Annotated in this window: 29 protein-coding genes; 14 read left to right on the top strand and 15 right to left on the bottom strand. The window is 62.0% G+C overall.

Annotated features, from left to right (window positions below):
* Positions 1-489: 489 nt before the first annotated feature.
* The 8 genes from PSTU_RS0107395 to PSTU_RS0107360 are packed head-to-tail and all read right to left on the bottom strand — an operon-like array spanning position 490 to position 5,995.
* On the bottom strand, positions 490-1,002 hold the full coding sequence (locus PSTU_RS0107395; RefSeq protein ID WP_019340404.1) for an Lrp/AsnC family transcriptional regulator: 513 nt from the start codon (positions 1,000-1,002) through the stop codon (positions 490-492).
* On the bottom strand, positions 977-1,420 hold the full coding sequence (locus PSTU_RS0107390; RefSeq protein WP_019340403.1) for an Lrp/AsnC family transcriptional regulator: 444 nt from the start codon (positions 1,418-1,420) through the stop codon (positions 977-979). Before PSTU_RS0107390 ends, PSTU_RS0107395 begins: the two co-directional genes overlap by 26 nt.
* On the bottom strand, positions 1,413-1,928 hold the full coding sequence (locus PSTU_RS0107385; RefSeq protein ID WP_019340402.1) for an Lrp/AsnC family transcriptional regulator: 516 nt from the start codon (positions 1,926-1,928) through the stop codon (positions 1,413-1,415). The genes PSTU_RS0107390 and PSTU_RS0107385 overlap by 8 nt, the downstream gene beginning before the upstream one ends.
* Positions 1,925-2,383 carry an Lrp/AsnC family transcriptional regulator gene (locus tag PSTU_RS0107380; protein ID WP_019340401.1) on the bottom strand — a complete coding sequence of 153 codons (459 nt, stop codon included), beginning with the start codon at positions 2,381-2,383 and terminating at the stop codon, positions 1,925-1,927. Before PSTU_RS0107380 ends, PSTU_RS0107385 begins: the two co-directional genes overlap by 4 nt.
* 1 nt (position 2,384) lies before the next feature.
* Positions 2,385-3,563: a cytochrome D1 domain-containing protein gene (locus tag PSTU_RS0107375; RefSeq protein WP_019340400.1), complete on the bottom strand. Its 1,179-nt coding sequence runs from the start codon at positions 3,561-3,563 to the stop codon at positions 2,385-2,387.
* Entirely contained in the window at positions 3,560-3,901 is a 342-nt protein-coding gene (locus tag PSTU_RS0107370; RefSeq protein WP_019340399.1) for a c-type cytochrome, read from the bottom strand. The genes PSTU_RS0107375 and PSTU_RS0107370 overlap by 4 nt, the downstream gene beginning before the upstream one ends.
* A gap of 17 nt (positions 3,902-3,918) precedes the next feature.
* A complete protein-coding gene (locus PSTU_RS0107365) occupies positions 3,919-4,233 on the bottom strand; it encodes a c-type cytochrome (RefSeq protein ID WP_019340398.1) in 315 nt (104 codons plus the stop codon).
* A gap of 52 nt (positions 4,234-4,285) precedes the next feature.
* A complete protein-coding gene (locus PSTU_RS0107360; RefSeq protein ID WP_019340397.1) occupies positions 4,286-5,995 on the bottom strand; it encodes a nitrite reductase in 1,710 nt (569 codons plus the stop codon).
* Between the two features lie 353 nt (positions 5,996-6,348).
* On the opposite strand from PSTU_RS0107360, the gene PSTU_RS0107355 reads away from it, so the two are divergent.
* From PSTU_RS0107355 to PSTU_RS0107330, 6 genes are all read left to right on the top strand, one after another.
* On the top strand, positions 6,349-7,155 hold the full coding sequence (locus PSTU_RS0107355) for a CbbQ/NirQ/NorQ/GpvN family protein (protein WP_019340396.1): 807 nt from the start codon (positions 6,349-6,351) through the stop codon (positions 7,153-7,155).
* Complete coding sequence (locus PSTU_RS0107350) at positions 7,139-7,723, top strand: cytochrome c oxidase subunit 3 (RefSeq protein WP_029404664.1); 585 nt, start codon at positions 7,139-7,141, stop codon at positions 7,721-7,723. The genes PSTU_RS0107355 and PSTU_RS0107350 overlap by 17 nt, the downstream gene beginning before the upstream one ends.
* Before the next feature lie 10 nt (positions 7,724-7,733).
* Positions 7,734-7,985: a cytochrome C oxidase subunit IV family protein gene (locus tag PSTU_RS0107345; RefSeq protein ID WP_019340394.1), complete on the top strand. Its 252-nt coding sequence runs from the start codon at positions 7,734-7,736 to the stop codon at positions 7,983-7,985.
* Positions 7,986-8,272: 287 nt separating this feature from the next.
* The gene (locus PSTU_RS0107340) at positions 8,273-8,713 is read left to right on the top strand and encodes a c-type cytochrome (protein WP_019340393.1); all 441 of its coding nucleotides are present in this window, start codon (positions 8,273-8,275) and stop codon (positions 8,711-8,713) included.
* A 3-nt stretch (positions 8,714-8,716) separates the two neighbouring features.
* Entirely contained in the window at positions 8,717-10,144 is a 1,428-nt protein-coding gene (locus PSTU_RS0107335; protein ID WP_019340392.1) for a cbb3-type cytochrome c oxidase subunit I, read from the top strand.
* An 81-nt stretch (positions 10,145-10,225) separates the two neighbouring features.
* Positions 10,226-12,070: a nitric oxide reductase activation protein NorD gene (locus PSTU_RS0107330; RefSeq protein WP_019340391.1), complete on the top strand. Its 1,845-nt coding sequence runs from the start codon at positions 10,226-10,228 to the stop codon at positions 12,068-12,070.
* A gap of 330 nt (positions 12,071-12,400) precedes the next feature.
* Here PSTU_RS0107330 and PSTU_RS0107325 read toward each other — a convergent pair whose 3' ends face one another.
* The 4 genes from PSTU_RS0107325 to ytfE form a co-directional block, all read right to left on the bottom strand.
* Positions 12,401-12,592, bottom strand: coding sequence for a hypothetical protein (locus PSTU_RS0107325; protein WP_019340390.1), 192 nt, complete (start codon positions 12,590-12,592; stop codon positions 12,401-12,403).
* Positions 12,593-12,733: 141 nt separating this feature from the next.
* Positions 12,734-13,417, bottom strand: coding sequence for a Crp/Fnr family transcriptional regulator (locus PSTU_RS0107320; protein ID WP_019340389.1), 684 nt, complete (start codon positions 13,415-13,417; stop codon positions 12,734-12,736).
* 212 nt (positions 13,418-13,629) lie between these two features.
* A complete protein-coding gene (locus tag PSTU_RS0107315; RefSeq protein WP_019340388.1) occupies positions 13,630-14,130 on the bottom strand; it encodes a hypothetical protein in 501 nt (166 codons plus the stop codon).
* 57 nt (positions 14,131-14,187) lie between these two features.
* Positions 14,188-14,859 carry an iron-sulfur cluster repair protein YtfE gene (gene ytfE / locus PSTU_RS0107310; protein WP_019340387.1) on the bottom strand — a complete coding sequence of 224 codons (672 nt, stop codon included), beginning with the start codon at positions 14,857-14,859 and terminating at the stop codon, positions 14,188-14,190.
* Positions 14,860-15,007: 148 nt separating this feature from the next.
* Here ytfE and norR point away from each other — a divergent pair, with 148 nt between their 5' ends.
* From norR to ubiT, 5 genes are all read left to right on the top strand, one after another.
* Complete coding sequence (gene norR, locus PSTU_RS0107305; RefSeq protein WP_019340386.1) at positions 15,008-16,537, top strand: nitric oxide reductase transcriptional regulator NorR; 1,530 nt, start codon at positions 15,008-15,010, stop codon at positions 16,535-16,537.
* A 106-nt stretch (positions 16,538-16,643) separates the two neighbouring features.
* Positions 16,644-16,853 carry a hypothetical protein gene (locus PSTU_RS0107300; protein ID WP_019340385.1) on the top strand — a complete coding sequence of 70 codons (210 nt, stop codon included), beginning with the start codon at positions 16,644-16,646 and terminating at the stop codon, positions 16,851-16,853.
* Positions 16,854-17,178: 325 nt separating this feature from the next.
* Complete coding sequence (gene ubiU, locus PSTU_RS0107295; RefSeq protein WP_019340384.1) at positions 17,179-18,174, top strand: ubiquinone anaerobic biosynthesis protein UbiU; 996 nt, start codon at positions 17,179-17,181, stop codon at positions 18,172-18,174.
* Between the two features lie 22 nt (positions 18,175-18,196).
* Positions 18,197-19,087, top strand: a complete 891-nt coding sequence (locus tag PSTU_RS0107290; protein WP_019340383.1) for a U32 family peptidase — start codon at positions 18,197-18,199, stop codon at positions 19,085-19,087.
* Positions 19,081-19,575: a ubiquinone anaerobic biosynthesis accessory factor UbiT gene (gene ubiT, locus PSTU_RS0107285; RefSeq protein ID WP_019340382.1), complete on the top strand. Its 495-nt coding sequence runs from the start codon at positions 19,081-19,083 to the stop codon at positions 19,573-19,575. The genes PSTU_RS0107290 and ubiT overlap by 7 nt, the downstream gene beginning before the upstream one ends.
* A gap of 56 nt (positions 19,576-19,631) precedes the next feature.
* On the opposite strand, the gene PSTU_RS0107280 is transcribed toward ubiT, so the two are convergent.
* Positions 19,632-20,027, bottom strand: a complete 396-nt coding sequence (locus PSTU_RS0107280; protein WP_019340381.1) for a putative zinc-binding protein — start codon at positions 20,025-20,027, stop codon at positions 19,632-19,634.
* 97 nt (positions 20,028-20,124) lie between these two features.
* Positions 20,125-20,802, bottom strand: coding sequence for a Crp/Fnr family transcriptional regulator (locus tag PSTU_RS0107275; protein WP_019340380.1), 678 nt, complete (start codon positions 20,800-20,802; stop codon positions 20,125-20,127).
* 234 nt (positions 20,803-21,036) lie between these two features.
* Here PSTU_RS0107275 and PSTU_RS0107270 point away from each other — a divergent pair, with 234 nt between their 5' ends.
* The 3 genes from PSTU_RS0107270 (at position 21,037) to PSTU_RS0107260 (ending at position 24,116) form a co-directional block, all read left to right on the top strand.
* On the top strand, positions 21,037-23,043 hold the full coding sequence (locus PSTU_RS0107270) for a ribonucleoside triphosphate reductase (RefSeq protein WP_019340379.1): 2,007 nt from the start codon (positions 21,037-21,039) through the stop codon (positions 23,041-23,043).
* Positions 23,044-23,253: 210 nt separating this feature from the next.
* A complete protein-coding gene (gene nrdD, locus PSTU_RS0107265; protein WP_019340378.1) occupies positions 23,254-23,418 on the top strand; it encodes an anaerobic ribonucleoside-triphosphate reductase in 165 nt (54 codons plus the stop codon).
* Between the two features lie 2 nt (positions 23,419-23,420).
* Entirely contained in the window at positions 23,421-24,116 is a 696-nt protein-coding gene (locus PSTU_RS0107260) for an anaerobic ribonucleoside-triphosphate reductase activating protein (RefSeq protein WP_019340377.1), read from the top strand.
* A 340-nt stretch (positions 24,117-24,456) separates the two neighbouring features.
* Here the strand turns inward: PSTU_RS0107260 and PSTU_RS0107255 are convergent.
* Positions 24,457-25,736 (bottom strand): 4Fe-4S binding protein (locus PSTU_RS0107255; protein ID WP_019340376.1); only part of this gene is annotated, 1,280 nt, incomplete at its 5' end.

Here is a 25,736-nt window from a genome sequence, read left to right as displayed (position 1 = left end):
GCGGTCGGCTCGCACCTGAGCTGCGCGCGCCCAGCACCGGCATGGCGGGCCGGGTGAGGGCACGCAGGTAATGGCTGATTCTCAACATGAGCGTTTCTCCTGCCGCATCACGCATGGTTGCGCGGTTTGTTGGGCGCAGCATCTCCGAGCGACACGGACCGATCCTTGACTGGAAACAACAAAAGCCTTGGTTCTTGTAGGGACATGCACGGATTGATCAGAAGCGTGCGGGGTCTGGTCTTCGTCACGAACGAAATGTCTGCTCGCGGGCTGCGCTGGATGCATCAGATCCGTTCCGATAATGTCGCGAACGCCGCTTTTGGGAGGCATGTGGGCCGGGTTACGGACCCTGCGCAACGACTCCTGGAAACGCGCCGCTGAGTACCGCCCAATTTGTTGCGCTTTACCTTCTCAATAGCGTGTTCTGGACGTACATCATCAGTTGGAGCAGAGCCCAGTGGATTGAGGGGCTGGGGTTAGCGGGCGGCGCTAGCGACGGCTGGCCACACGAAGACCGGTCTTCTTGAGGATGCGGCTGCTGACCAGCATGTCATCGGCGCGGCAGGCGTTGCCGAGCAATGCGCGGATCTGCGCACGGTAGCCCTCAATCTCTTCGGCGCTGCGGCCGTGGACCATGGCGAACAGGTTGTAGTGCCAGCCCTCCTGGCGCGGGCGGCGATAGCAATGACTGACGAAGGTTTGCGCGCCGATCAGCGGGCCAAGGCGAGCAATTTCGGCATCGTCCACGTCCCAGACGGTCATTCCGTTGTGGCGATAGCCCAGGCGGTAATGGTTGGGCACTGCGGCGATGCGGCGAATGGCGCCTTCGGCCTGCAGCTGCTGTAGCAACGTGAGGGTGTCGTCGACACTGATTTCCAGCCGTTCGGCGAGCCAGCCCCAGGGATCTTCGACCAGCGGCAACCCACCCTCAGTGAGCGCAACCAGGCGTTTGGCCAACTCAGCCTGCCGGGAGGGATCAAACCGCGAAGTGCAGGCCGACATGGTAGGTCTCCTCCTTGGGCAGGTTGAGCACCGGCAGGCCGGTTTGCGCCTCGATGCGGCCAATGGTTTCGGCGATGCCGTGCGGTGTTGCGCAGCCGAGCACGAACCACATGTTCCAGGCATGTTCGCGGCGGTAGTTGTGGGCCACTTCAGGCATCGCCGCCAGTATTTCGGCGACCGTATCGAAGCGCTCTTCCGGCACCGAGAGCGCGGCGAGGGTAAAGGCGCCGCCGAGGCGTTCGATGTCGAACATTGGGCCGAAGCGGGTGAGGGTGCCATCTTCGAGCAGGGCCTGGACGCGATCACGCAGCGCCTGCGGCTCGGTGCCCAACTCATCGGCCAGCGCCTGCCACGGATGGCGGACCAGCGGCAGGCCATGTTGCAGGCGGTTGATCAGGCGGCGGTCGAGCTCATCCATGGACGCGCTCCAGCTCAGCGGGCGGTGCGTAACGACCGCCGCACTGCTTGAAAGCGCGGGTGCTGAACAGCAACTGATGCGGCACATCGCCCAGCCTGTGTTCGGCGAGCATGTTGTCGATCAAGCGGCACACCTGCTCGCGCTCACGGCCGTGAACCATGCAGAACAGGTTGTAGGGCCAGTCCGGCAGCCGCCGAGGGCGCTGATAGCAAAGGTTGACGCCAGCGACCTGGCCAAGCATGTGCCCGACTTCATCGACTCGCTCGTCGGGGATGTCCATCACCAGCATTGCGTTGGCGCGAAAGCCCAGCGCACGGTGTTTGATGACCAGGCCCATGCGGCGAAACAGCCCGCTCTCGCTCCAGTGGCGGACCTGTTCGAGCACCGCCTCCTCGCTGGCACCGACGCGCTCGGCCAGCACCTGATAGGGGCGCGCAACCAGCGGCAGGCCTGCTTCGAGCAGACGACGCAGCTGCATTGCCTGGAAGTCGTTCAGGCGTAAGGTCATGGCGCCTCTCCAATGGGAAAGCCGAGGTCGATGCGGTAGGCCGCCCGCATGGGCAGGTCGAGCGGGGCGAGTCCGGTCTGCGCTTCGATAGCGGCCAACAGCGCGTCGATATGCGCACGATCCGGCCCGGTGAGCACGAACCAGAGGTTGTAGCGATGCTCGCGCAGATAGTTGTGGTTGACCTCGGGGTAGCGGTTGATCAGTTCCGCGACCTGTTCCAACCGTTCTTCAGGTACGGCAAGGGCCACCAGCGTACTGGCGCCAGCGCGGCTGTGCTCGAACACTGGGCCTATGCGTGACAGGCCGCCGCTGTCTTCCAGATGCTCAAGGCAGGCCAGTACGTCGTCTTCATTGCATTCAAGGGCGTCGGCCATGGCACGATAGGGCTCGGCGCACAGCGGCATGCCGTGTTGAAAACGGTCGATCAGGCGGCGGCTAAGGCTGTCGATGTGCATGTCACAATCCCGTCTCGTGCGCTCGGCTGCTGAAGAAAATGCCGCTTGGGCTGTCGGCCGGCAGGCGCTTGAGGAGCTTGAACGTGTACGGGTCCCAGACCTGTACTTCGTTACCGTCGCGTACGGACAGCCAGAGCTGGTCGCCGCGGGCTGTGAATTCCATGTGCAACACGGCGGGGCCGGGTTCCAGCTGGGCGATGATCTCGTGGGTTTCAGTGTCGATGACTTGCACCTTGCCGTTGTCCGGGTGGGCGAAGTTCACCCAGATCTGCCGTGCATCCGGCCGCGCCATGACGAAGATCGGCTGGCCTGCGACGTCGATGGCGTCGGTCTGCTTCCAGCTCTGCGAATCCATCACCAGCACGCGGTGCTGGCCGACCGCGGGTACGAAGGTCTGATTACCGGCCACGGTCCAGCCTTCCAGATGCGGCATCTTGTAGACCGGGAGCTTTTCCTCGCCGCGGCCGTAGCCGTCGATGATCCGCTCGACCCCGCGGGCGGTGTGCCAGAGGTCGATCTTGGCCATGCCGTCCTCGCCGAACAGGCCGGCGATGTAATAGCGGCCGTCCGGCGTGAGCAGTGCATCGTAGGGCTGCTTGCCGATGTCTTTGAAGCGGGTGATGGCCGGGGTGTTGCCCTGGCTGAAGTCCAGCAGCCAGGTTTCATTGGTGTCGAACAGGCTGTAGATGAAGCGGCGGCCGGGCGCGTCGAGCACGCCGACCACGCGCGAATTGCGGCTGCCATCGGCCAGTGGCGTGGCGGGAATATCGGCGACCAGCTCCAGCGTTTCGGCGTCGAACACCTTGACGCCGCCCGGCTCGTAGTTGCCCACCGCGATCAGCTTGCCGTCCTGGCTGATGGCGCCGCCGATGCTGTTGCCGCCCTGCACGACGCGCCGGTCGATGCGCTGGCGCAGCAGGTCGACCTTGGTCAGGCCGCCGTCACGGCCGAATACATAGGCGAAGCGCTCGTCGCGGGAAAACACCACCGAGGCGTGGGACAGATCGCCCAGGCCCTCGACACGTGCCAGCCGCGACTGGTCGCTGGTTTCGATGATTTGCAGAGCACCGGTGGCGCGTTCCACCACGACGCCCAGGTCACCGGTGCCGCGCAACGGTTGCTGGGCACAGGCCCCGAGCAACAGGCAGGTAACGGCGAGCAACAGGGATGGACGCTTCATGGCCTTGGGTATCCTTCGAGCAGTAGGTCGACCAGCCAGGCGATGTCCTGCTCGTCGAGCAGGGCATTCCAGCCGGGCATAGCAGTGCCGGGCCGACCGTGGGTCACGGTGGCGATCAAGCTTTCACGGGATTTGCTGGCGATGGCATCGAGGGTCAATGCCGGGCCAAGGCCGCCGGTCATACGCAGACCGTGGCAGGAGCCGCAGTCCTGCACCAGCAGGTGTTCGAGCTGTGCCTGGCGAGCGACTGTAGGCATATCGGCCAGGGCAGCGGAAAAGGGAAGGAGGGACATCAGGCTGAGCCCCAAACCGAATGCTGCATGTCGGGACTGAAACATGATGTCCTCCTTGGGTGTTACTTGAGGCTCAAAACCCACTCAGCGAGGGTTTTGGCTTCTTCTTCGGTGACAGGGTTTGGTGGCATCGGGATCGGACCCCAATTGCCTTGGGTGCCGTTCTTGATGTGACCGGCGAGCAGGTCAGCAGCGCCTTCCTGGCCAGCGTACTTGGCGGCGACTTCCTTCAAGGCCGGGCCGACCATCTTGGCGTCAATGCTGTGGCAGGCCGCGCAGGGCTTGCTCTTGAACAGCGCTTCACCGTCCTGAGCCATGGCGGGCTGCAGAACCATCGCGCCGCCGAGGGCGAGCAGTGGGATTAGAATTTTCTTCATGAGTTACTTCCTCAAGGCTAGAGGGGGATCTTGACGTCCCCCTCGGTTTTACTCAGTACACGTCGTGCTGAGTGTTATGGACGTTAAATTTACCGGTTGGGGTAATCAACCTCTTGTCCTTGATCACCTTTTTCAGCTTTAACGTCTTGTCATCGACCACAACGATGGCCGATTGCTCGTCCTGGCCGCTCCAGACGGAGAACCAGACCTCGTCACCCGCTTCGTTGTACTCCGGTTGAACGACGCGTTTGGCGCCGTCTGTCACTCCGGCCCACTCGGCGATCGGCAACACGGTGAAGCCAGCGCCCAGGTCGTCAATCTTGAACACAGCAGCCGACTGGCTAATCTTAGCGTCCGGGTTGAAGGTGGTGTCCAAGTAGATGTGGTTGGACTTCGGATGGGTCTTGATGAACAGCGAACCACCACCTTGGCCCTTGAGTGTTTCGACCACTTTCCAGGCCTGGTCGGGATGCTTGTCCGGATCGGTGCCGATCAGCGAAATGGTTTCATCACCCAGGTGGCTGGTCGCCCAGACCGGGCCTAGCTTTGGATGGACAAAGTTGGCGCCACGGCCCGGATGCGGAATCTTGCCGACATCCACCAGTGCAGCGAGTTTGCGCTCCTTGGAGTCGATTACCGCGACTTTGTTGGAGTTGTTCGCCGCCGTCATGAAGTAGCGATGGCTGACGTCCCAGCCGCCGTCATGCAGGAACGGTGCGGTGCCAATGATAGTGGTCGTCAGGTTGTCGATGTCTTCGTAGTTGACCAGCATGACCTTGCCGGTTTCCTTGACGTTGACGATGAACTCCGGGTGTTCATGGGACGCGATGATCGCGGCGACGCGAGGCTCCGGATGGTATTCCTGGGTGCCGACGGTCATGCCGCGGGTGGAGACGATCTGCAGCGGTTCGAGCGTCTCGCCGTCCATGATGGTGTACTGCGGCGGCCAGTAGTCGCCGGCGATCACGTATTTGTCCTCGTAGCCCTTGAACTTGGAGGTTTCCACCGAGCGCGCCTCGATACCGACCTTGATCTCGGCGACCTTCATTGGCTCCTTGGCCCAGAGGTCGATCATGTCGATCTTGGCGTCGCGACCGATCACGAACAGGTAACGGCCGGAGGCGGACATACGCGAGATGTGCACCGCATAGCCAGTGTCGATGGTTTTGACGATTTCCTTGGTCTTGCCGTCGATCAGGGCGATCTTGCCGTCGTCACGCAGGGTGACGGAAAACAGGTTGGGCAGATCCAGCTTGTTCATCTGCTTTGTCGGGCGGTCTTCGGGCTTGACCAGCACGTGCCAGGTGTCCTTCATCTGGGCCATGCCCCACTCCGGCGGTGTCGGCGGGGTGTGCTGGATGAACTTCGCCATCAAGGTGATTTCATCCTTGGTCAGCGCGTTGGACGTTCCCCAGTTCGGCATGCCCGCCGGCGAGCCGTAGGTAATCAGGGCTTCGAGGAACTCCTGGCCGCGTTCCTGCGTGATGTCGGGCGTTAGCGGCTTGCCTGTGGCGCCCTTGCGCAGCACGCCGTGGCAGCCAGCGCAGCGCTGGAAGTAGATTTCCTTGGCTTTCTCGAATTCGGCCGCGCTCAAGTCCGGCGCGCCAGGCGAGTGGACGACCTGGGCGCTGGCCGGGTCGATGGTCGACGCCCGGCCCTTGTAGGCCGCGTCCGCGCTTTCCGGATTCGCTGCAGCCTGGGCAACTGCCAGGCCGAGCAGTGAAACGCCGGCGATAATGCCCGCCAGTAATGGTTTGCTCATACTGTTTCTCCTCTGACCGCTTCGTGCGGTTCCTGCTATTGGCAACGGTGTGGCAGTTCCCGGGTCGTGCTGTGTGCGGCTGCATCCTATGGCGGGTTCTGGGTGGAAGCGCTTGATGGCAATCAAGAGACGATCCGCTATAGCCCAGGCGTGACGCCGTGTCGCGGGGGCGGATAGGCGAGGCAAAAGCGGAGGGAAATTGCGCATCGAGCCGAGTGGTTACGCGCAGGTAGTGGCCCATTTCCAGTCGGGCTTGATCGTAATCAAGCTTCGCTGGCGTGCGGCTTGAGGTGCGGCGGGGCGACGATTAGTTTGGCGTTAGTCAAATCCACCGCTGCAGTGAGGTATCGCCAATGAATGCGCCCGAGAATCTTGTCAGCTTGACTGGTGCTCCGTTCTACCAGTCGCTGGGCAATGAAGAGGTGCTCTTTGAACAGGCCTGGAAGCACGGCATGCCGGTGCTGATCAAGGGCCCAACCGGCTGTGGCAAGACCCGCTTCGTGCAGCACATGGCACACCAGCTGAACCTGCCGCTGTACACCGTGGCCTGCCATGACGACCTGAGCGCTGCTGACCTGGTGGGTCGTCATCTGATCGGTACCCAGGGCACCTGGTGGCAGGATGGCCCGCTGACTCGCGCCGTGCGTGAAGGCGGCATCTGCTATCTGGACGAAGTGGTCGAGGCCCGGCAAGACACCGCTGTGGTATTGCACCCGCTGGCCGACGATCGTCGCGAGCTGTTCATCGAGCGCACCGGCGAAGCCTTGAAAGCGCCGCCGGGTTTCATGCTCGTGGTCAGCTACAACCCCGGCTACCAGAACCTGCTCAAGGGTATGAAACCGAGTACGCGACAGCGTTTCGTCGCCATGCGTTTCGACTACCCGGCGGAGGCCGAGGAGCAGCGCATCGTTGCCAAGGAGGCGCAGGTAGATGCCGCTCTGGCGGCGCAAGTGGTCAAGCTGGGGCAGGCACTACGCCGGCTCGAACAGCATGACCTCGAAGAGGTCGCCTCGACCCGCTTGCTGATTTTCACCGCACGGATGATTCGCTCCGGCATGAGCCCGCGCGAGGCCTGCATGGCTTGTCTTGCTGAGCCACTGTCGGACGATCCGCAAACCGTCGCAGCTCTGATGGATGTAGTCGATGTCTATTTCGGTTGATAGCACCAGTCTCTCTCGCCGTCTGCCAGGCGATCTGGCGATGTGGTTCTTCATTCTTGCCGAGCTGACAGTTTTCGCCATCCTGATCCTGGCGTTCGCGATTACCCAGCTGCTCAATCCCGAGCTGTTTCGTGAAAGCCGCGCGGCTCTGGATAGCTCAATCGGGCTGGTGCTCACGCTCAGCCTGCTGACCTCCGGTCTGTTGGCTGCCCTGGCGGTGGAGCAGGTACGTTTGGCGCGGCCGCAGCGCGGAGCGGTGTTATTGCTCTGTGCACTGCTGAGCTCCTGCGTCTACGTAGTGCTCAAGCTGAACGAATACAGCCACCTTTCCGGGCTTGGCTTGGGGCTTGAGCACAACACCTTCTTCACCCTCTATTGGATTCTCACCGGCTTCCACTTTCTGCATGTGTTGCTGGGCCTGGTCATCCTTGGCTGGATGGCCGAACGCTGCCGTCGACGCGCCTACGGCGTGCATGACTGCGCGGGGCTGGAATCCGGGGTGCTCTACTGGCACATGGTGGACATGGTCTGGGTGCTGCTGTTCCCGCTGGTCTACGTCATCAACTGAGGAGCTTGCGATGTCCGCTTCAAAAGTGCTGATCGGCTGTTGGCTGGCGCTCGCCATCCTGTCCACGGCTACCGTATTGCTCGGTAATGCCGGATCGACACTGCTGCTTGCAGGCGCGGTACTGGCCGTCGCGCTGGTTAAGGCCTGGGTGATCACCGAAGGCTTCATGGAGCTGCGCCATGCGCCGCCTCTCTGGCGCCTGCTTCTGCTCGGCTGGCCTCTGGCGATGGCCGGCGGCATCCTGCTGGCGATGAGCCTGTAACGGCTGCATGGCGAGCAGGTAAAACCTGCTTGTACGCCCCCTCAGCTTGTCTAGCCTGCCTCTTGCAGGCCGCGCGTCCACCGTTGAAACCCCCTTCGCTCGATCCGATTCTTTCTCGTCTTTTCGCCAAAACCCCGTAACCAGCTGGCCGGATACACGGCCAGCCGCCGGCGCCCGTGAATCCGTAAAGACCCAGTGCCACGTTCAGGTTTTTCTTGATTGGCATCAAGCAGGTTTCGATAGGTCCCTTCTTAAAATGGCCCCGCCAACGCCATGAGGAGGCGACCATGTCCGAGACCTTTACCAAGGGAATGGCCAGAAATATCTACTTCGGGGGAAGCGTTTTCTTCTTCCTGGTGTTTCTGGGCCTGACCTATCACACAGAGCAAACCTTTCCAGAGCGATCCAATGAGTCGGAAATGACCGAAGCGGTGGTGCGAGGCAAAGAGGTTTGGGAAAACAACAACTGCATCGGCTGCCACAGCCTGCTCGGTGAAGGTGCCTACTTTGCGCCGGAACTGGGGAATGTTTTCGTTCGTCGCGGTGAAGATGCGGCCTTCAAGCCCTTCTTGCAGGCCTGGATGAAAGCTCAGCCGCTGGGCGTACCGGGACGCAGATCGATGCCGCAGTTCAATCTGACCGAGCAGGAAGTCGACGATATGGCCGAGTTCCTCAAGTGGACGTCGAAGATTGATACCAATAACTGGCCGCCAAACAAGGAGGGCTGAGAGATGAGCATCATGAATCCGCATCTCAAATTCCAATCGCAGGCCGTCGCCAAACCCTACTTCGTGTTTGCGCTGATGCTGTTCGTCGGACAGATCCTGTTCGGCCTGATCATGGGCCTGCAGTACGTCATCGGTGACTTCCTGTTCCCACTGCTGCCGTTCAACGTAGCGCGGATGGTTCACACCAACCTGCTGATTGTCTGGCTGCTGTTCGGCTTCATGGGCGCGGCCTACTACCTCATTCCGGAGGAAGCGGACCGTGAGCTGCACAGCCCGAAACTGGCCATCATCCTGTTCTGGGTGTTCGCTGCGGCGGGTGTGCTGACCATCCTCGGCTATCTGTTCGTGCCCTATGCGGGCCTGGCGGAAATGACCGGCAACCACCTGTTGCCGACCATGGGTCGGGAGTTCCTTGAACAGCCTACGATTACCAAGATCGGCATCGTAGTGGTCGCCCTGGGCTTCCTCTATAACGTCGGCATGACACTGCTGAAGGGCCGCAAGACCGCCATCAGCATGGTCATGATGACCGGCCTGATCGGCCTCGCCGTATTCTTCCTGTTCTCCTTCTACAACCCGGAAAACCTGGCGCGCGACAAGTACTACTGGTGGTTCGTGGTGCACCTGTGGGTGGAAGGCGTGTGGGAACTGATCATGGGTTCGATGCTGGCCTTCGTCCTGATCAAGATCACTGGCGTCGACCGTGAAGTGATCGAGAAGTGGCTGTACGTGATCATTGCCATGGCGCTGATCTCCGGCATCATCGGTACCGGTCACCACTTCTTCTGGATTGGTGCACCTGAGGTCTGGTTGTGGCTCGGCTCGATCTTCTCTGCGCTGGAACCGCTGCCGTTCTTCGCCATGGTGCTGTTCTCGCTGAACATGGTGAGCCGTCGTCGTCGTCAGCATCCGAACAAGGCCGCTGCGCTCTGGGCTATCGGTACTACCGTGACTGCGTTCTTCGGTGCTGGCGTGTGGGGCTTCCTGCATACCCTGGCTCCGGTGAACTACTACACCCACGGTTCGCAGCTGACCGCCGCGCATGGCCACCTGGCCTTCTACGGTGCCTACGCCATGATCGTGATGACCATGATCAGCTACGCCATGCCGCGCCTGCGTGGTCTGGGTGAAGCACCGGATGCCCGTGCTCAGCGCATCGAGATCTGGGGTTTCTGGCTGATGACCGTGTCGATGGTTGCCATCACTCTGTTCCTAACGGCCGCTGGCCTGGTACAGGTCTGGTTGCAGCGGATTCCCGCCGATGGGGCAGCGATGTCCTTCATGAATACCACTGACCAACTGGCTGTGTTCTTCTGGTTGCGACTGATCGCTGGGGTGTTCTTCTTCATCGGACTGGTCTGCTACCTCTACAGCTTCAGACAGCGTGGCCGGGTAACGGTTGACGCGTCTGCAGCCGTCGCAGCAGCCTGAGTCTTATCGCGACATGAGCAACGGCCCGGCTGACATGAGCGGGCCGTTGTTGTTTTTGAACAACGCTACGGAGTGATTGCAATGGCCTTTACCATCGAAGTCGAAGAGTGGGTCGGCAGCGTCTGGCACCGTTTCATCACCCGTCGCGCCAGTCCGGACTTTCCGGAAGCCAGCGTCTCGTTGGAGAGCATGCATCGACCGCTGTCGGTCCTGTTCCGCGCCATGGGTGGCGCCAGTGGAATAGGTGTCGAGGCGGCCAACGCACGCGATCTGATGCTGCGCCGTACCCTGTTGCAACAAGTCGCCGGCACCTGCAAGCAATTGCCGGTCGCCTGGTGCGATGCAAGTAATCTGCGGCTGCCGCAGAACCTTGCCGTATACCCCGAAGTTTCACTCAACCAGGATCTTTATCGCTGGCTGGCGCTGCTCGCAGCGCAGGCGGGCGAAATGCGCCATTGGGCGCGTGACAATCAACGCTGGACGCAGGTCATCCTCGAACGTTTCCCCGCCATGCGTCCGCGCTACGAGCGGTTGGTCGAAGCCCATCTGCAACTGCGGCCTGACCCGGACACGCTGCCCCGCGCCGAGGCCGCGCTGGAACGTGCAATCTGCCAGGCTCTTCGTGAGCCAGGCAGCGTCGAGCAGTTTCCGCGCAGCGAAGTGGCCCCCTGGCCACTGCCAATGTGGTTGTACCCGGCAGAAAATCTCGGTGTGCCGCAAGCGACCGAGCTTGCCGAGGAAGATGAAGACAACAACCTGCAGGCACTGCCGACCGAGCAGAAGGGCATGCGCAAGCGTGCCAAGCGCGTCGAGGACAGCACCAGCAAGGGCGGTTTGATGTTGTTCCGCCTGGAAAACCTGTTCAGTTGGTCCGAGCATGTCGAACTGGACCGCCAGGGTGACGACAGCGAGAACGAGGATGCCTCGCGCGTTGCCGAAGACCTCGACGAAATCGCCATGTCGCGTCAGCGCATGCGCAAGGGTGGCGGCCTCAAGCTGCACCTCGACTTGCCGCCTGCCGACGTGGATGACATTCCGCTCGGCGAGGGCGTCAAGCTGCCCGAGTGGGACTATCGCAAGCAGCGCATGCAGGACGATTTCGTCAGCCTGCAGATGATGCTGCCGCGCGGTTCCGAACCCATGGGCCTGCCACTGCGGCTGAGCCCGCTGGCGCGCAAGCTGCGCCGGCAGTTCGAGCACCTGCGTAACGATCGTCAATGGCTGCGGGGGCAACCCCAGGGTTCCGAGCTGGACATGCAGGCCTGGCTCGACTTTCACGTCGAGCGACAGCATGGTCAGTGCGCCGAGCGCGGCTTGTTCATGGAGCAGCGGCAGAACCGTCGCGACCTGGCCTGCCTGCTGCTGGCCGACCTGTCGATGTCCACCGATGCGCACCTGGACGATGAGCACAAGGTGATCGATGTGATCACCGACAGTCTGCTGCTATTCGGCGAAGCGCTGTCGGCGGTGGGCGATGATTTCGCCTTGTATGGCTTTTCCTCGCTGCGTCGGCAGCAGGTCAGAATGCAGGAACTCAAGAGCTTCAAACAGCGCTATGGCGACGACACCCGTGGTCGCATCCAGGCGCTCAAGCCTGGTTATTACACCCGCATGGGCGCGGCCATCCGCCAGGCCACCGAGCTGCTCGGCAAGTGCAAACAGCGGCGCAAGCTGCTGTTGCTGGTCACCGACGGCAAGCCCAACGACCTGGACCTGTACGAAGGCCGCTACGGTGTTGAAGACACCCGCGAGGCAGTGCTCGAGGCACGGCGTCAGGGGCTGCTGCCGTTCTGCATCACCATCGATCGGGAAGCCGGCGACTACCTGCCCTACATGTTCGGCGCCAATGGCTATACCTTGATCAAGGAACCGCAACAGCTGCCATTCCGCCTACCGCAGCTCTATAAGCAACTGACCCAGCCGTAAGGCGAACGTCGCTTTTCGCTTCCACCGCGGCATCGCGCGGTGGATGGCCATGCCGTGGCTCGGTGGGGTGTGGCCCACCCGATGGTCGATGTATAGAGAGGCGCGTGGTAAAGGGCGCTGCATTCGCAGGGAAATGTCGCCGTTTAGATCCACCGCGACAGCGCTCGGCGGATCGGTGGGGCGCGGTCCATCCTGCGGTCGATTTATAGCGAGGCGAGCAGTGAGGCACTGCATTCGTAGGGCGGCTGTCGCGTTCTACACCACCGTGCATCGGTAGGTGGATCGCTGAAGCGTGATCCACCTACCGTCCGCGCATGCCTGGCCGTTCGACTAGAAGAGATGGCGCGGCAACCAGACAATCATCACCGCGCAGAACACGGTGAGACCGATGCAGAACCAGAAAAATCGTTTCTGGCGTCGTTCTCCTGCGGTGTCGGCGAGGGCGGGGAGGGGCATGCCGCAGTTGCTGCATTCGGCTTCCTGCGGCGGGTTGGGTTGCTGGCAGTACAGGCATGTGGGCATGGCAGCGTCCTCTTTAGGTCGGTTTCAGCTTGCCATGTGCAGCTGCTGTTCGCGGTTGACAGTAATCAACGAGTTGCAAGAGCTTCTCGCGTCGGTACAGGTTGCCCCGAGGGGCCGATGAGCGGGCGTCGGGCACGGTTGTCACTCGAAGGATTCGAGGCGCTGGCGATCGAGAACGGTAATCTGCCGGCCTTCCTGGGTGATGATCGCTTCGTCGATCAAGCGCCTGATGATCCGTGAAAATGTCTCCGGCTGAATCGACAGATGGCCTGCGATCAGCTGCTTGGCCATGGGCAGCTCGAAGCTGTTGCCTTCTTCCTTCAACCGCGCCAGCTGCGTCATCAGATAGCGCACCACGCGGTGCGTGGCGTTCTTTAGCGAGAGGGTTTCGATTTCATTGATGCGCTGGTGCAAGCGCACGCTGAGCTTGCCGAGCAGGGCGAAGGAAAGCTTCTGGTTTGCCTCCAGTAGACGCATGTACGCCGCGTTGGAGAATCGATACACCTGGGTCGGGCAGACGGCCTGGGCCGAGGCGACGTAGTTCGGTGTGTCCATGAGCATCATCGCTTCGGCAAAGGTCTGGCGATTGCCAATCACCTCGAAGACTTTCTCCTGCCCGTCCGGCGTCAGGCGGTAGATCTTGACCGCTCCGGAAATCACGAAATAGAACGAATGCGCCGGTTCGCCCTGGTGAAAGAGGTTGTCGCCCTTGTCCAGGTTGAGCAGCTGACTTGCGCTCATCAGCTCGTCCATCTGTTCGTCGTTGAGCGGTTCGAACAGGTGGTGGCTGCGAAGAATCTGATTATGTACGCGGTGAAGCACCATGCAAGGCATCCTTATTTCTAATAATGAGTTGTCCGCAATCGAGCTGCGAGCGGAACGGTAACTGCGCTCATGCAGACCGGCCGAGGCAAGAGTCTAGAGCGTCGTCAGGCGTCTATCAGAGCCTAGCCCAAGTGCCATGTCCAACTATTGATGCAGGCCGGATGAGCGCGAAGGTAGGGCTGCATCCAGCAGGACATTGCTTGCTGCTCATCTCACTGTACGGTTTCGTTCCAGTGAGGCGGGGCGAACAGGGTCGGATAGCGCTGAAGCGCGGTGCGGATCTGTTGAGCGCCTTCGCCTCGTTGGGCAGGCTCGGCCAGTGCGTTGGCGCCGCCGAGCAGGTCGGCGAGCAACCCGTGCAGTGCGGCGTCAGCCTGTGCGTCCAATTCACAATTGGCGATCAGGTAGGAAACGCCGTCCTCAATGTTAGCTTGCAGCGCCAGGGCCTGGCGCTCGCTGATCGATTGCGCCGGATCGGCCGGCAGTGCGGCATTGACCGCCTGGCGAAGGCGCGACATGCCTTCGCGCAGCGCGGCATCGGTGGCCCACTGCTGTTCACCGCCAACGGGTGGCGCGGCGTGTGCTCCATGCCCGTCGTGAAGAACCGTTGCCTGTGCGGTATCGACCACCACGTCGAGTGCTACGCCGCTGGCCAGCGCCAGCATCGATGCCATTGCCAGGCCCCAGGCGAGGGGTTGGATAATTGCTTTCATACGCATCTCCGGTACTGCAGGGAGACGGGCCGTCTGGCCCGTAGCATTAATGCCGCTTCAGCGCGCAGATGCCTGGGCGAAGAGGATGTTGTTTTCCAGATGAATGTGCTGCATCAGGTCGCCGCGCAACTCTTCAAGCCCGCGGTACAGTGCGCGCCAGGTATTGCAGGCGTTCTCTGGCGGGGTGATGTCGTTGGTCAGTTCAGCCAGGCGCTGAAGGGCGGCGCCGTGCTGTTCGTGTTCGTAGCGCATCACTGAAATGGGACCCTGTGTCTGTGGCAATTGCATGTCGCGGCGCAGCAGCGGAAAGAGGATCTGCTCTTCCTTGAGCATGTGGCTTTCCAGCTCCTGCTGCATGCTCCAGAGGTGTTCGGCAAGCCCGTTGGGGCAATCATGTTTGTTGCCGTGCACTTGTTCGACTCGAGTGGCCAGGCGGATGAGTTCGGGCAACTGGTCCCGGTGACGCTCGTGGAAGCGTTCCAGAATGTATTCGATCAAGACTCCGGCAGGCTCGTTGCGCCAGTCTGTCTCGGTCCCCGATTCGCTTGCCAACGCAGCCAGCTCGCTTGCAATGACCTGCACATCAAGGTCGCGTTGCAGGGCGGCGTCGCGCAGCGGGGTATTGCCACCGCAGCAGAAGTCCAGCTTGTATTGGCGAAACACGCGGGTGGCGCCAGGGATCAGGCAGGCCAGATTGCCCAGTGTTTGTTCGGTAAGCGCAGTCGTCATGGCAGGGTTCCGTGGAGGGGGAGTTACGCCATACAACGCAAGCCCTATGCCATGTTCAAGTAATTGATTATTAAAGGAAAAATATTATTTGTGGTGATATTTACCTGGGCGGTGTAGGGTTTTAAAAACCTTGAGGGTAGTAAAGACCATGATGGAAGAAGGGCTGCTGGCCGACCTTGTCACTGAACTGCCTAACGCGGTTCGCTTGCAACGCCTGGTGCATACGCTGCATCAGCGATTTCGCTGTGGGGCGGTAGTATTGCTACGTCTCGACGATGACACACTGCGCCCCCTGGCTGCGGTGGGGCTGGTGCAGGAGGCGCTCGGCCGACGCTTCGTGGTGGCTCAGCATCCTCGCTTGGCGGCCATACTTTCCCAGCGTGAACCCACCTGGTTCGAGCCTGATAGTCGGCTGCCCGATCCGTACGACGGACTGCTGGACGAGCACGTCGGTGAGCCCTTGCCGGTGCACGATTGCATGGGTGTGAGCCTGTTCGTCGAGGGCAAGCTGTGGGGGGCGCTGACTCTCGATGCGCTGCACGCCGGCACTTTCGATGACGACGCGCGGCGGGACCTGCAGCGCTACACGCTGGTGATTGAGGCAGCCATCCGCATCACCCGGCTGGAACATGAAAACCGCGGCCTGCGCCTCGCTCGAACCGATGTGCTGGAGACCTCCCAGATACCTAGCGACGGTGAAATTCTCGGGCAGAGCACGGTGGTTCGCGAGCTGTTGCGTGAGCTGGAAGTGGTTGCCGACTCGGAGCTGCCAGTGTTGCTCCTGGGTGAAACCGGCGTCGGCAAGGAGCTGTTCGCGCGTTGGCTGCATCGCCACTCGCGGCGCCGCAACAAGCCTATAGTCCTGGTAAATTGCGCCGCATTGCCTGAATCGCTGGCCGAAAGCGAACTGTTCGGTCATGTGAAGGGAGCCTTTTCCGGTGCGACGACCGACCGCCCCGGTCGTTTCGATGCAGCCAACGGTGGCACGCTGGTGCTCGATGAAGTTGGCGAGCTGCCGCTGGTGGTGCAGGCCAAACTGCTGCGCACGCTGCAAAACGGCGAGATCCAGCGGCTTGGCGCCGACAAGCCGCGTCAGGTGGATGTGCGGATCATTGCCGCGACCAACCGCAATTTGCGTGAGAGCGTACGTGACGGACATTTCCGCGCCGATCTCTATCACCGGCTTTCAGTCTATCCGGCACCGATTCCGCCGTTGCGCGAGCGCGGCAACGATGTGCTGATTCTGGCCGGCTACTTTCTTGAGCTGAATCGCGCCCGGCTGGGTCTGCGCAGCATGCGGCTGTCACCGGCCGCCGAGCGTGCATTGCTCGGCTATGCCTGGCCGGGCAACGTTCGCGAGCTTGAACATGTGATCAGTCGGGCGGCGCTGCGCTTGCTCAGTCGCGGTGCCTCGCGTAGCGAAATTCTCACATTGGAGCCAGACCTGCTGGATCTGGATAGCGAGCACGCGACCGCTTTCGCGCCGGTTGCCGATGCCGAGCCCTTACCTGCGGAGACAGAGATCGTCTCGTTGCGCGAAACCGTCGATGGCGCCCAGCGCCAGGCGATCGTCCGTGCGCTTGAGGCCTGCGGTGAAAATTGGGCGCAGGCGGCTCGGTTGCTGGATGTCGACTCGAGCAACCTGCACAAACTCGCAAGGCGCTTGAAGTTGAAATGAGTGGGCACCTGGGCGGCACGCTGCAGCGATCTGTTCCGCCAGTCGGCGGGAGTCGTCTTTGTCAGATGGCGGTCTAAGCTTTCACCATCACGATAAGGAGAATTCCATGGCTCTGGACCATGACCAGTTCAACCGGCTGCTGACCGAGGCCCAGGCCCACGCCGACCGTGCCGCCAGTGAGAACAACGCGCAGCATTATCAGCAGGCGTTCGAGTCGAGCCTCAAAGCGATGCGTCTGCTCGCTGAAGAGTCCGGTGCGTGGCGGCAGATGGTGGCTCGTGCCACTGAAGAGTTCGAAGGTGACGAAGGGATATAACGCAGCCGAGTAGAGGCAGTGCAACGATTGCGTGCGCCTGAATCCCACATCTCGTCTGTTGGGTAAGTCCGTTGGGTAAGCCAGTTAGGTGAGTTTGCCCGCGATCCGAAACCTGGGTTTCGAGCGTCAGGCCTGCCGCCTCGCTACCTGTGGCCGACTGAACGCTGCAGCCGTTGCCTTGAGAGTTCCGCGCCAGCTTCCTCCCCTTGACGCTTATCAATGCCTCCCAGCGGAGGCCTACCTAGACTGCCGGCTTTCCGTCCGACCCGGACGGCCACCCTGCCACTGGCAGGGTGCGCATGATTCTGCATGTCTAGGAGTTACCATGCACTTGGTCTGTCCAGCAGGTAGCCTGCCCGCGCTCAAGGCTGCCGTCCAGCAGGGTGCCGACGCCGTTTATGTCGGTTTTCGGGACGACACCAACGCCCGCCATTTCGCTGGCCTCAATATGGATGCAAAGCAGCTTGATAAAGGGCTGCAACTGATCCGCGAGAAGCGTCGCCAGCTCTACATTGCCGTCAACACCTATGCTCAGCCGGAGGGCTGGTCCCGCTGGCAGCGTGCGGTGGACCAGGCCGCCGATCTGGGCGTGGACGCGCTGATCGCCGCCGACCCCGGCGTGCTGGGGTATGCCGCCAAACGCCACCCGCAACTTAATTTGCACCTGTCGGTCCAGGGGTCGGCGACCAATGCCGCCGCGCTGGCCTTCTATCAGCAGCGTTACAACATCAAGCGCGCCGTGCTGCCACGCGTGCTGTCGCTCAAGCAGGTCAAACAGGTCGCCGCCGGCAGTCCGGTGCCGATCGAAGTGTTCGCTTTCGGCAGCCTGTGCATCATGGCCGAGGGGCGCTGTCACCTGTCTTCCTACCTCACCGGCGAATCACCGAATCTGTGCGGCGTCTGCTCGCCCGCCAAGGCGGTGCGCTGGAGCGAGGAGCCCGAGGGGCTGACCTCGCGACTGAATAACGTGCTCATCGATCGCTACGCCGAGGGCGAATCGGCGGGCTATCCGACGCTGTGCAAGGGCCGTTTCATGGTCAACGGCCAGCGCTTCCATGCACTGGAGGAGCCCACCAGCCTGAATACCCTGGACCTTATTCCCGAGCTGGCCAGCATTGGCGTGACGGCGATGAAGATCGAGGGGCGGCAACGCAGTCCCGCTTATGTCGAACAAGTCACTCGCGTCTGGCGCTCGGCGCTGGATGCGTATTTGCAGGCGCCGCAGCGTTATGTCGTGCAACCAGATTGGCGTGAGGTCCTCGACGGCCTGTCGGAGGGTTCGCAAACGACCCTCGGCGCTTACCACCGAGCGTGGCAGTGAATCTCTTCAGCAAGGAGCAGTTATGAAACTCAGCTTAGGCCCCGTGCTGTTCTATTGGGATCGCCAGCAAACCCTGAATTTTTACGCCGACATGGCAGGCATGCCGCTGGATGTGATCTATCTCGGCGAAACCGTCTGTTCCAAGCGCCGCGACATGGGGCTGGACGACTGGATGGGCCTGGCCCGTGAGCTGAAGCAGCAATCGGCAGCGCAGGTGGTGCTGTCCGGTCTGACGCTGGTCGAAGCCGCATCTGAGCTGGCCAGTCTGCGCCGGCTCTGCGATAACGACGAGCTACTGGTCGAAGCCAATGACATGGGGGCGGTGCAGTATTTGTCCGAGAAGGGGGTGCCCTTCGTCGGTGGTCCGGCGCTCAACCTCTATAACGGCCATGCACTGGCCGAACTGGTCAGCAGCGGCATGCAGCGCTGGGTGCCGCCAGTGGAAATCTCCGGGGCGATGATCCGTGACGCCCGGGCGCAGTTGGCGCAGCTCGACGTTGGCATGCCGGAAATCGAGATTTTCGCCTACGGCCACCTGCCGCTGGCTTACTCGGCGCGTTGCTTCACGGCCCGCGCGGAAAACCGGCCGAAGGACGATTGCCAATTCTGCTGCCAGAACTATCCCGAAGGTATACCGCTGTTGAGCCAGGAAGGCGAGGCGCTGTTTACCATCAATGGTATCCAGACCATGTCCGCCTCGGTCAGCAATCTGCTAGCCGACTATCCGGCGTTGGTCGACAGCGGCGCTGAACTGCTCCGGCTGAGCCCGCGCGCGTCGGGCATGATCGAGGTTGTCCAGGCATTCGATGCGGTGCGCAACGGCGGCCTGCCACCGCTTGCCGTCGATGGCTGCAACGGTTACTGGCATGGCCAGCCGGGCATGCTGCGCGCCGAGGAGGCCGGATTATGCTGAAGCCTCGCGCGCATTTGCTGAAACTGGGCGAGCGCTTGCTGCCGCTGGCGGCGCGAACCCCATTTACGCTGCAACGTATCGCGCTGGAGCGCAGCCTGAATCAGGTCTTCGCTGAGCCTTTGGCCGACCAGGCTTTCGAGGTGCTGGAGGGTCACTGGATGCGGCTGGAAGTCGTCGATCTCAAGTTGGCCTGGTGCCTGAGTTGCGACCGGCAGAAGTTGCGCATCGCCGAGCAGGCGCCGGTTCAGGTAACCATTCGGGGCAACTGGCGGGAGTTCCTTTTGCTGGCCAGCCGTCAGGAGGATCCGGATACGCTGTTCTTCCGTCGCCGGCTGGTGATCGAGGGTGATACCGAGCTGGGTCTGGCAATCAAGAACCTGATCGACAGCCTGGACCCGGACCTGCTGCCGTCGTGGCTGTGGAAACTCCTGCAGGGCGCAGGGCAGGAAGTTGCCCTGACAGGACGCGCGCAGCCGGTGGGTGCCTGAGCCAGCTCTGCTCACGTGCACCGACAGGCCGCGTTCTGTGGCGCCTTGGCAAGGCGCTACACCGAGCGAAGTCGGTGCCGTGGTTTCATACGGTCGCTGGCGATGATGTTGCACATGTCCTCGAACAGCGCATCGGCTTCGGCTTCTGAGCAGTCTTCGCGGTAACGTTTGCGCAGGCCATAGCTGCTGAGGGTGATATGAACGTTGGCGACAACGTCGTGCTGCGCCAGACAGGCGCGCGCACAATGCAGTGGACAGCCATCGATGGCGAGGATCGGTCGACCGGAGTTGGCCTTGTTGACCAGCGAGCTGACCCGACCGCCGACGCCGGCGATGCAGGACATTTCTGCCAGGCCAGCGCGGTCCAGGCGTACCGCAATGGTATTGGCCAGTTGCGCCACGTTGGAGCAGCCAGAGCAGGCGTACACCAGGGGCAGGCGGGGTGTGGACATGCTGTTCTCCCGATCTGATAGAGCCAACACCAGTATCCGCGTCAATCGGGACACGGCCCATGACAACCGTCAAGAAGCTGGGGCAATCTGCCGCAGCTCAATCCTGATAGGCGGCCAAGCCCTGACTGTCGAGTATCTCGATACGCCGGCGCTGCACGCTGATCATTCCTGCCTCGATGAGCCGGTGCAGGATGCGCGAAAAGGTCTCCGGCTGAATGCCCAGCTTGGAGGCAATCAGACGCTTGGGCACGTCGAGGGTGACCACGCCGCTGTCGTCCTCCTGCGACTGGTAGAGAAAGCGCACCACGCGATGACTGGCGTTGGCCAGCGTCAGGGTATCGATCTCGTTCAGGCGCTGATGCAGGCGGATGCTCAAGGTGCCAAGAATATCCAGACAGATGCTCGGGTGTTGCTCGAGCATGCGCCGATAGTGGCTGCTGTGCAGGCTGGCCACCAGGCTAGCCTTGAGGGCCGTGGCGCTGACCGGGTAGTTCGGTGCGCCAGTGAACAGCAAGGCTTCGGCAAAGGACTCGCCGGCGCGGATGACCTCGACCAGTTTTTCCTGGCCGTCGCAGACCACGCGGTGCAGCTTTACCTGACCGGTGAACAGGAAATAGAACCGCTCGGCCTTGTCGCCCTGATGAAACAGCGAGGCGCCCGCTGGCAAGCGCTTGAGGTTGGCCGAGGCGCATACCTCCTGCAGCGCCGCTTCGGGCAACCGGCTGAACAGGTGGTGTCGGCGGAGGTCCGCAACGAGGGATGTTTCGGTCAGCATGGTTCCTCCACCGGTACCTGTCCGGGATTATTCGACGTGGCATCCTAGGAGCACGTGTCCCCCGTCTTCCTTGATCACAGACAAGATCCGCGACCGTAGCTGCCGTGGGCTGTTTTTAAAATACGGCCAGGATGAATTGACTATGGTCAATTCGCTATGCAGCGCAATTGCCTACATTCACACCATCTAGTGTTTGAAGTTATTTTTTCAACTACATATGGTGATGGAGGCGTGATGCAGGGGCGTGAGGAAGTGAGTCGGCCGGTCTCGCTGCGCAAGCGGGATGCGCGGCTGGTGACGTTCGAACTGAACAAGATTGGTGCTGCAATTGAGGCTGCGGGCCAGGCGACCGGTGAATTCGAACAGGCCACTGCCCAGGCGCTGGCGGCCCAGGTCCTGGCGCGCCTGCCGCAGCGTGTGGTGGAGGTCGAGCAGGCGCAGGATGCCGTCGAGCGCGTATTGATGGAGGCGGGCTACTACGACACGGCTCGCGCCTACATCGTCTATCGCGAGCGTCATGGACGGCTACGGCGCGATCGCAAGTCGCTGGTCGACGTCGCCTCGTCGATGAACGAATACCTCTCGCGCGAGGACTGGCGGGTACGCGCCAACGCCAACCAGGGTTATTCGCTGGGCGGGCTGATTCTCAACGTCGCGGGCAAGGTCACTGCGAATTATTGGCTGGACGAGGTCTACAGCCCGGAAATCGGCATCGCCCATCGCGAGGGCGATCTGCACATCCATGACCTGGACATGCTCGCCGGCTATTGCGCGGGTTGGTCGCTGCGCACCTTGCTCAACGAGGGCTTCAACGGCATACCCGGGCGCGTCGAGGCGGGTCCGCCGAAACACCTCTCCAGCGCGCTGGGCCAGATGGTCAACTTCCTCGGCACCCTGCAGAACGAATGGGCCGGCGCTCAGGCGTTCAGCTCGTTCGATACGTATCTCGCGCCCTTCGTGCGCAAGGACAATCTCGGTTTTGACGAGGTGCGCCAGGCGATCCAGGAGTTCATCTACAACCTCAACGTGCCGTCGCGCTGGGGTACGCAGACGCCGTTCACCAACCTGACCTTCGACTGGGTCTGCCCGGAGGACCTGCGCGAGCAGATCCCCTACATCGGTGGCGAGGAGATGCCCTTCGCCTACGGTGATCTGCAGGCCGAGATGGAGCTGATCAACCGCGCCTATATCGAGGTTATGCAGGCGGGCGATGGCCTGGGTCGGGTTTTTACCTTTCCTATCCCCACCTACAACATCACCCATGATTTCCCCTGGGATAGCGAGAACGCCGAGCGGCTGTTCGAGATGACCGCGCGATACGGCTTGCCGTACTTCCAGAACTTCCTCAATTCGGATATGCAGCCCAATCAGGTTCGCTCGATGTGTTGTCGCCTGCAGCTGGACGTGCGCGAGCTGCTCAAGCGCGGCGGCGGGCTATTCGGCTCAGCCGAGCAAACCGGTTCGCTCGGCGTGGTGACGATCAACTGCGCGCGCCTTGGCTACCTGCACGCCGGTGACTGGAGCGGGCTGATCGATCACCTCGATGCCCTGCTGGAGCTGGCGCGGCAGAGCCTGGAGGTCAAGCGCAAGGTGATCCAGCACCACATGGATGCCGGGTTGTACCCCTATACCAAGCGATACCTGGGCACGCTGCGCAATCACTTCTCCACCATTGGCGTGAACGGGCTGCACGAGATGGTGCGCAACTACACCGAGGACTGCGACGGTTTGCATACCGAAGCTGGTCGGCGTTTGACCGTAAAACTGCTCGACCATGTGAGGGCGCAGCTGGTGCGCTTTCAGGAAGAAACCGGCCATCTCTACAACCTCGAGGCGACTCCGGCCGAAGGCACCACCTACCGATTCGCCAAGGAAGACAAGAAGCGCTTCCCGGAGATCTTGCAGGCGGGCTCTGCCGAGGCGCCGTACTACACCAACTCCTCGCAGCTGCCGGTGGGCTTCACCGACGATCCTTTCGAGGCCCTGATGCTGCAGGACGAGCTGCAGACCAAATACACCGGCGGCACCGTCCTGCACCTGTACATGGCCGAGCAGATCTCCTCGGCGCAGGCCTGCAAGAACCTGGTGCGCAAGGCGCTCGGGCGGTTCCGTCTGCCGTACTTGACCATCACCCCGACGTTCTCAATCTGCCCGGTGCACGGCTACCTGAGCGGTGAGCACGAGTTCTGCCCGAAATGCGACGAGGTGCTGATCGCCAAGCAACAGAGCTGCTGCGCCTGAGCCTCTAGCGGCTGGGGCGCGGCCGTCGCGCGCTCCGGTGCAAGTAGCTATCGATCCAGCCTGTAGCAGCCAGCTTGCGGGCGATCGGCATGATCAATGCGCCATCTGGCGCATCGGTCTGAATCGTTGGAGCTGGCTTGCTCGCCTCGCATTGGCGCGCAGACTCACTCCTACAGCAACAAACCATCCACACCCCCGAAGGAGCAACACATGACTCAATCCACTCAACTCCCTGAAGCCCAACGTCAGCGCTGTGAAGTCTGGACCCGCGTGATGGGTTACCACCGCCCGGTCGCGGCATTCAACCCCGGTAAGCAGTCCGAGCACCGCGAGCGTACCCATTTCACCGAGCAAGCGGCCGGTCTGGCGCGGTAGTCGTGGGCGCTGCGCTACGGGTCGGGGGCATGGTGCCCCTGACCACGCTCGACTTTCCCGATCACCTGGCCTGCGTGCTGTTCTGCCAAGGTTGTGGCTGGCGCTGTCGCTATTGCCACAACCCGCAGCTAATCCCGACCTGTGGTGCGCAGGAGCACAGCTGGAACGATGTGCTCGGCTTTCTCGACCAGCGTGTCGGTTTGCTCGAAGCGGTCGTGTTCAGCGGCGGTGAGCCGACCCTGCAACTGGCGCTGCCGGACGCCATCGACCAGGTTCGGGCCAGGGGATTCAAGATCGGCCTGCACAGCGCCGGTATCAAACCCAAGCTATTTCGCCAGGTGCTGCCGCTGGTGGATTGGGTGGGCTTCGACGTCAAGGCGTTGCCCGAACATAGCCCGCTGATCACCGGTGTCGAAGGGAGTGGCGAGGCCAACTGGAAAAGCCTGCACGCGCTTGTTGCGAGCGGAGTGGACTACGAGTGCCGCACCACCGTGCACTGGCAGTTGTTCGATGCCGAACGCCTGTGGGACATGGCGCAGCGCCTGCGCAAACTGGGTGTCGAACGGTTCGCCGTGCAATGCGTGCGGACCGCCCGGATGCTCGATGATTCTCTTGCTGAGAGCCGTGCACCGTACGATCAGCAAAAACTCTGGGATCGTATGGGCCGGCTGTTTCCCTCGTTTGTTTTGCGTGGTTGATCGGTGGTTGGTTGCCGGTGGGCCGGGCGGCGCTCCGCTTCAGCCCACCAGAACGCCTCGACCAAAAGGCGGCGGTGGGCCCACCTACAGAGATAAAGGATGAGGGTGGACCATCGCGGCGGGATTGGCCGTAGGTTTGATGTGGCTGACGGAATTACCCGACAGCGCGGCTTCGCTAAAAGCTCGCGGTCAAGACCGCACCCACAAGAGTGCGCATAGCCTAAGCGCAAGCCACCCGTGGGAGCGGTCTTGACCGCGAACGGCAAGCAGGATGAGCGATGCCCATCGTCCAGACATGAGAGTGGGCCGCGCGGCGCTCCCCACCGCCGTAACGAACCCGTCAGCTCCAGCCCCAGAACTGCAGATACCAACCATAACCAACCACCGCCGTGGCCAGGCCCACGCAGCCGAAGGCGGACGACCGACGCAGGCCGTTGGCGCCGTAGCGGCTGATCACCTTCCAGGCCAGGTACAGGCTCCAGCCTATTGCGCCGGCCAGCAGCAGCGCGCGGGCCGGCTGCGCCCAGGCGAGGATGAAACCTTCGTAGCGAAGCAGCTTGATAGTGGTGGCTGACAGGCCAAGAAACAGTCCGGCGCCGCCAAGTGGCGTCAGCGTCAGCGCCAGATGATGAAATACGCTATCGCCTCGTTTCATCAGTCGCACCGCGCCCTGCAACAGCAGCCAGAGCGCGCCGCCGATAAGCAGCGAGCTGGCGCCGATGTAGGTGAGAATCGCCGCACCATCCAGCCAGGTAAAGGCGTCATTGTTCTGCGGGTGATGGGTCAGCAGCCACCACGGCGCATTGGCCTCCAGCGGCCAGAAGATGCCGCGATCAACCAGCCATTCGGCCGCCGTCTGTTTGAGGCTGATGAACCAGGGGCTGACCGTCCACTGAAACGCGCCCATGGCCAAACCGATCATTCCGAACAGCAGCAAGGTGCTGTCCCAATGGCCCTGCTGCGGCTGGTTGCCGACGATCAGGATCTCCTCGTTCGGTGAGCGGGCGGTGAGGGCGACGGCACCGCGCTGGCCACTGCAACGACCACAGGCGTGACATTCGCTGTTGCCCTGCATGCGGCGGATGTCGATCAGCGGGGCGCAGTTAGGCGTGGCCAGTCGCGGCCCTTCGTTGGCCTGCCAGCGCTCCTCGTCCACCTTGTAGTGCATCGGTGCCAGGCGGGCGAGCAGGCCGAACACGCCGCTGACCGGGCAGAGATGCCGGCACCAGATACGTTTGCCGCGGCCGTACAGATAGCCGACAAGCATCGCCGCGACCGTCGAGCCGCCAAGGATCAGCGCGGCAGCCTTGCCGTAGTCGTAAACGCTGATCAGCTGGCCGTAGACGGTCGTCAGCACGAACGCAATGGTCGGCCAGCCGCTCCAGCGGATCCATTGGGGAGTGCGCTTGTTCAGCCCGCGCCAGCTGATCCATTCGCTGAGCGAACCTTCCGGGCAGAGCACGCCGCACCAGAGACGACCAAAAAGCACCATTGACAGCAGGACGAACGGCCACCAGAGGCCCCAGAACAGAAACTGGGCGAACACCGTGATGTTGTCGAGCATGCGCGCTTCGGACGGCGGCAGTGACAGGAACGCCGGAACCAGCAGCAGAACCAGAT

It is taken from the genome of Stutzerimonas stutzeri SDM-LAC (assembly GCF_000235745.1).
GTDB lineage: Bacteria > Pseudomonadota > Gammaproteobacteria > Pseudomonadales > Pseudomonadaceae > Stutzerimonas > Stutzerimonas stutzeri_H.
This window is presented reverse-complemented; position numbering and strand designations above follow the sequence as displayed.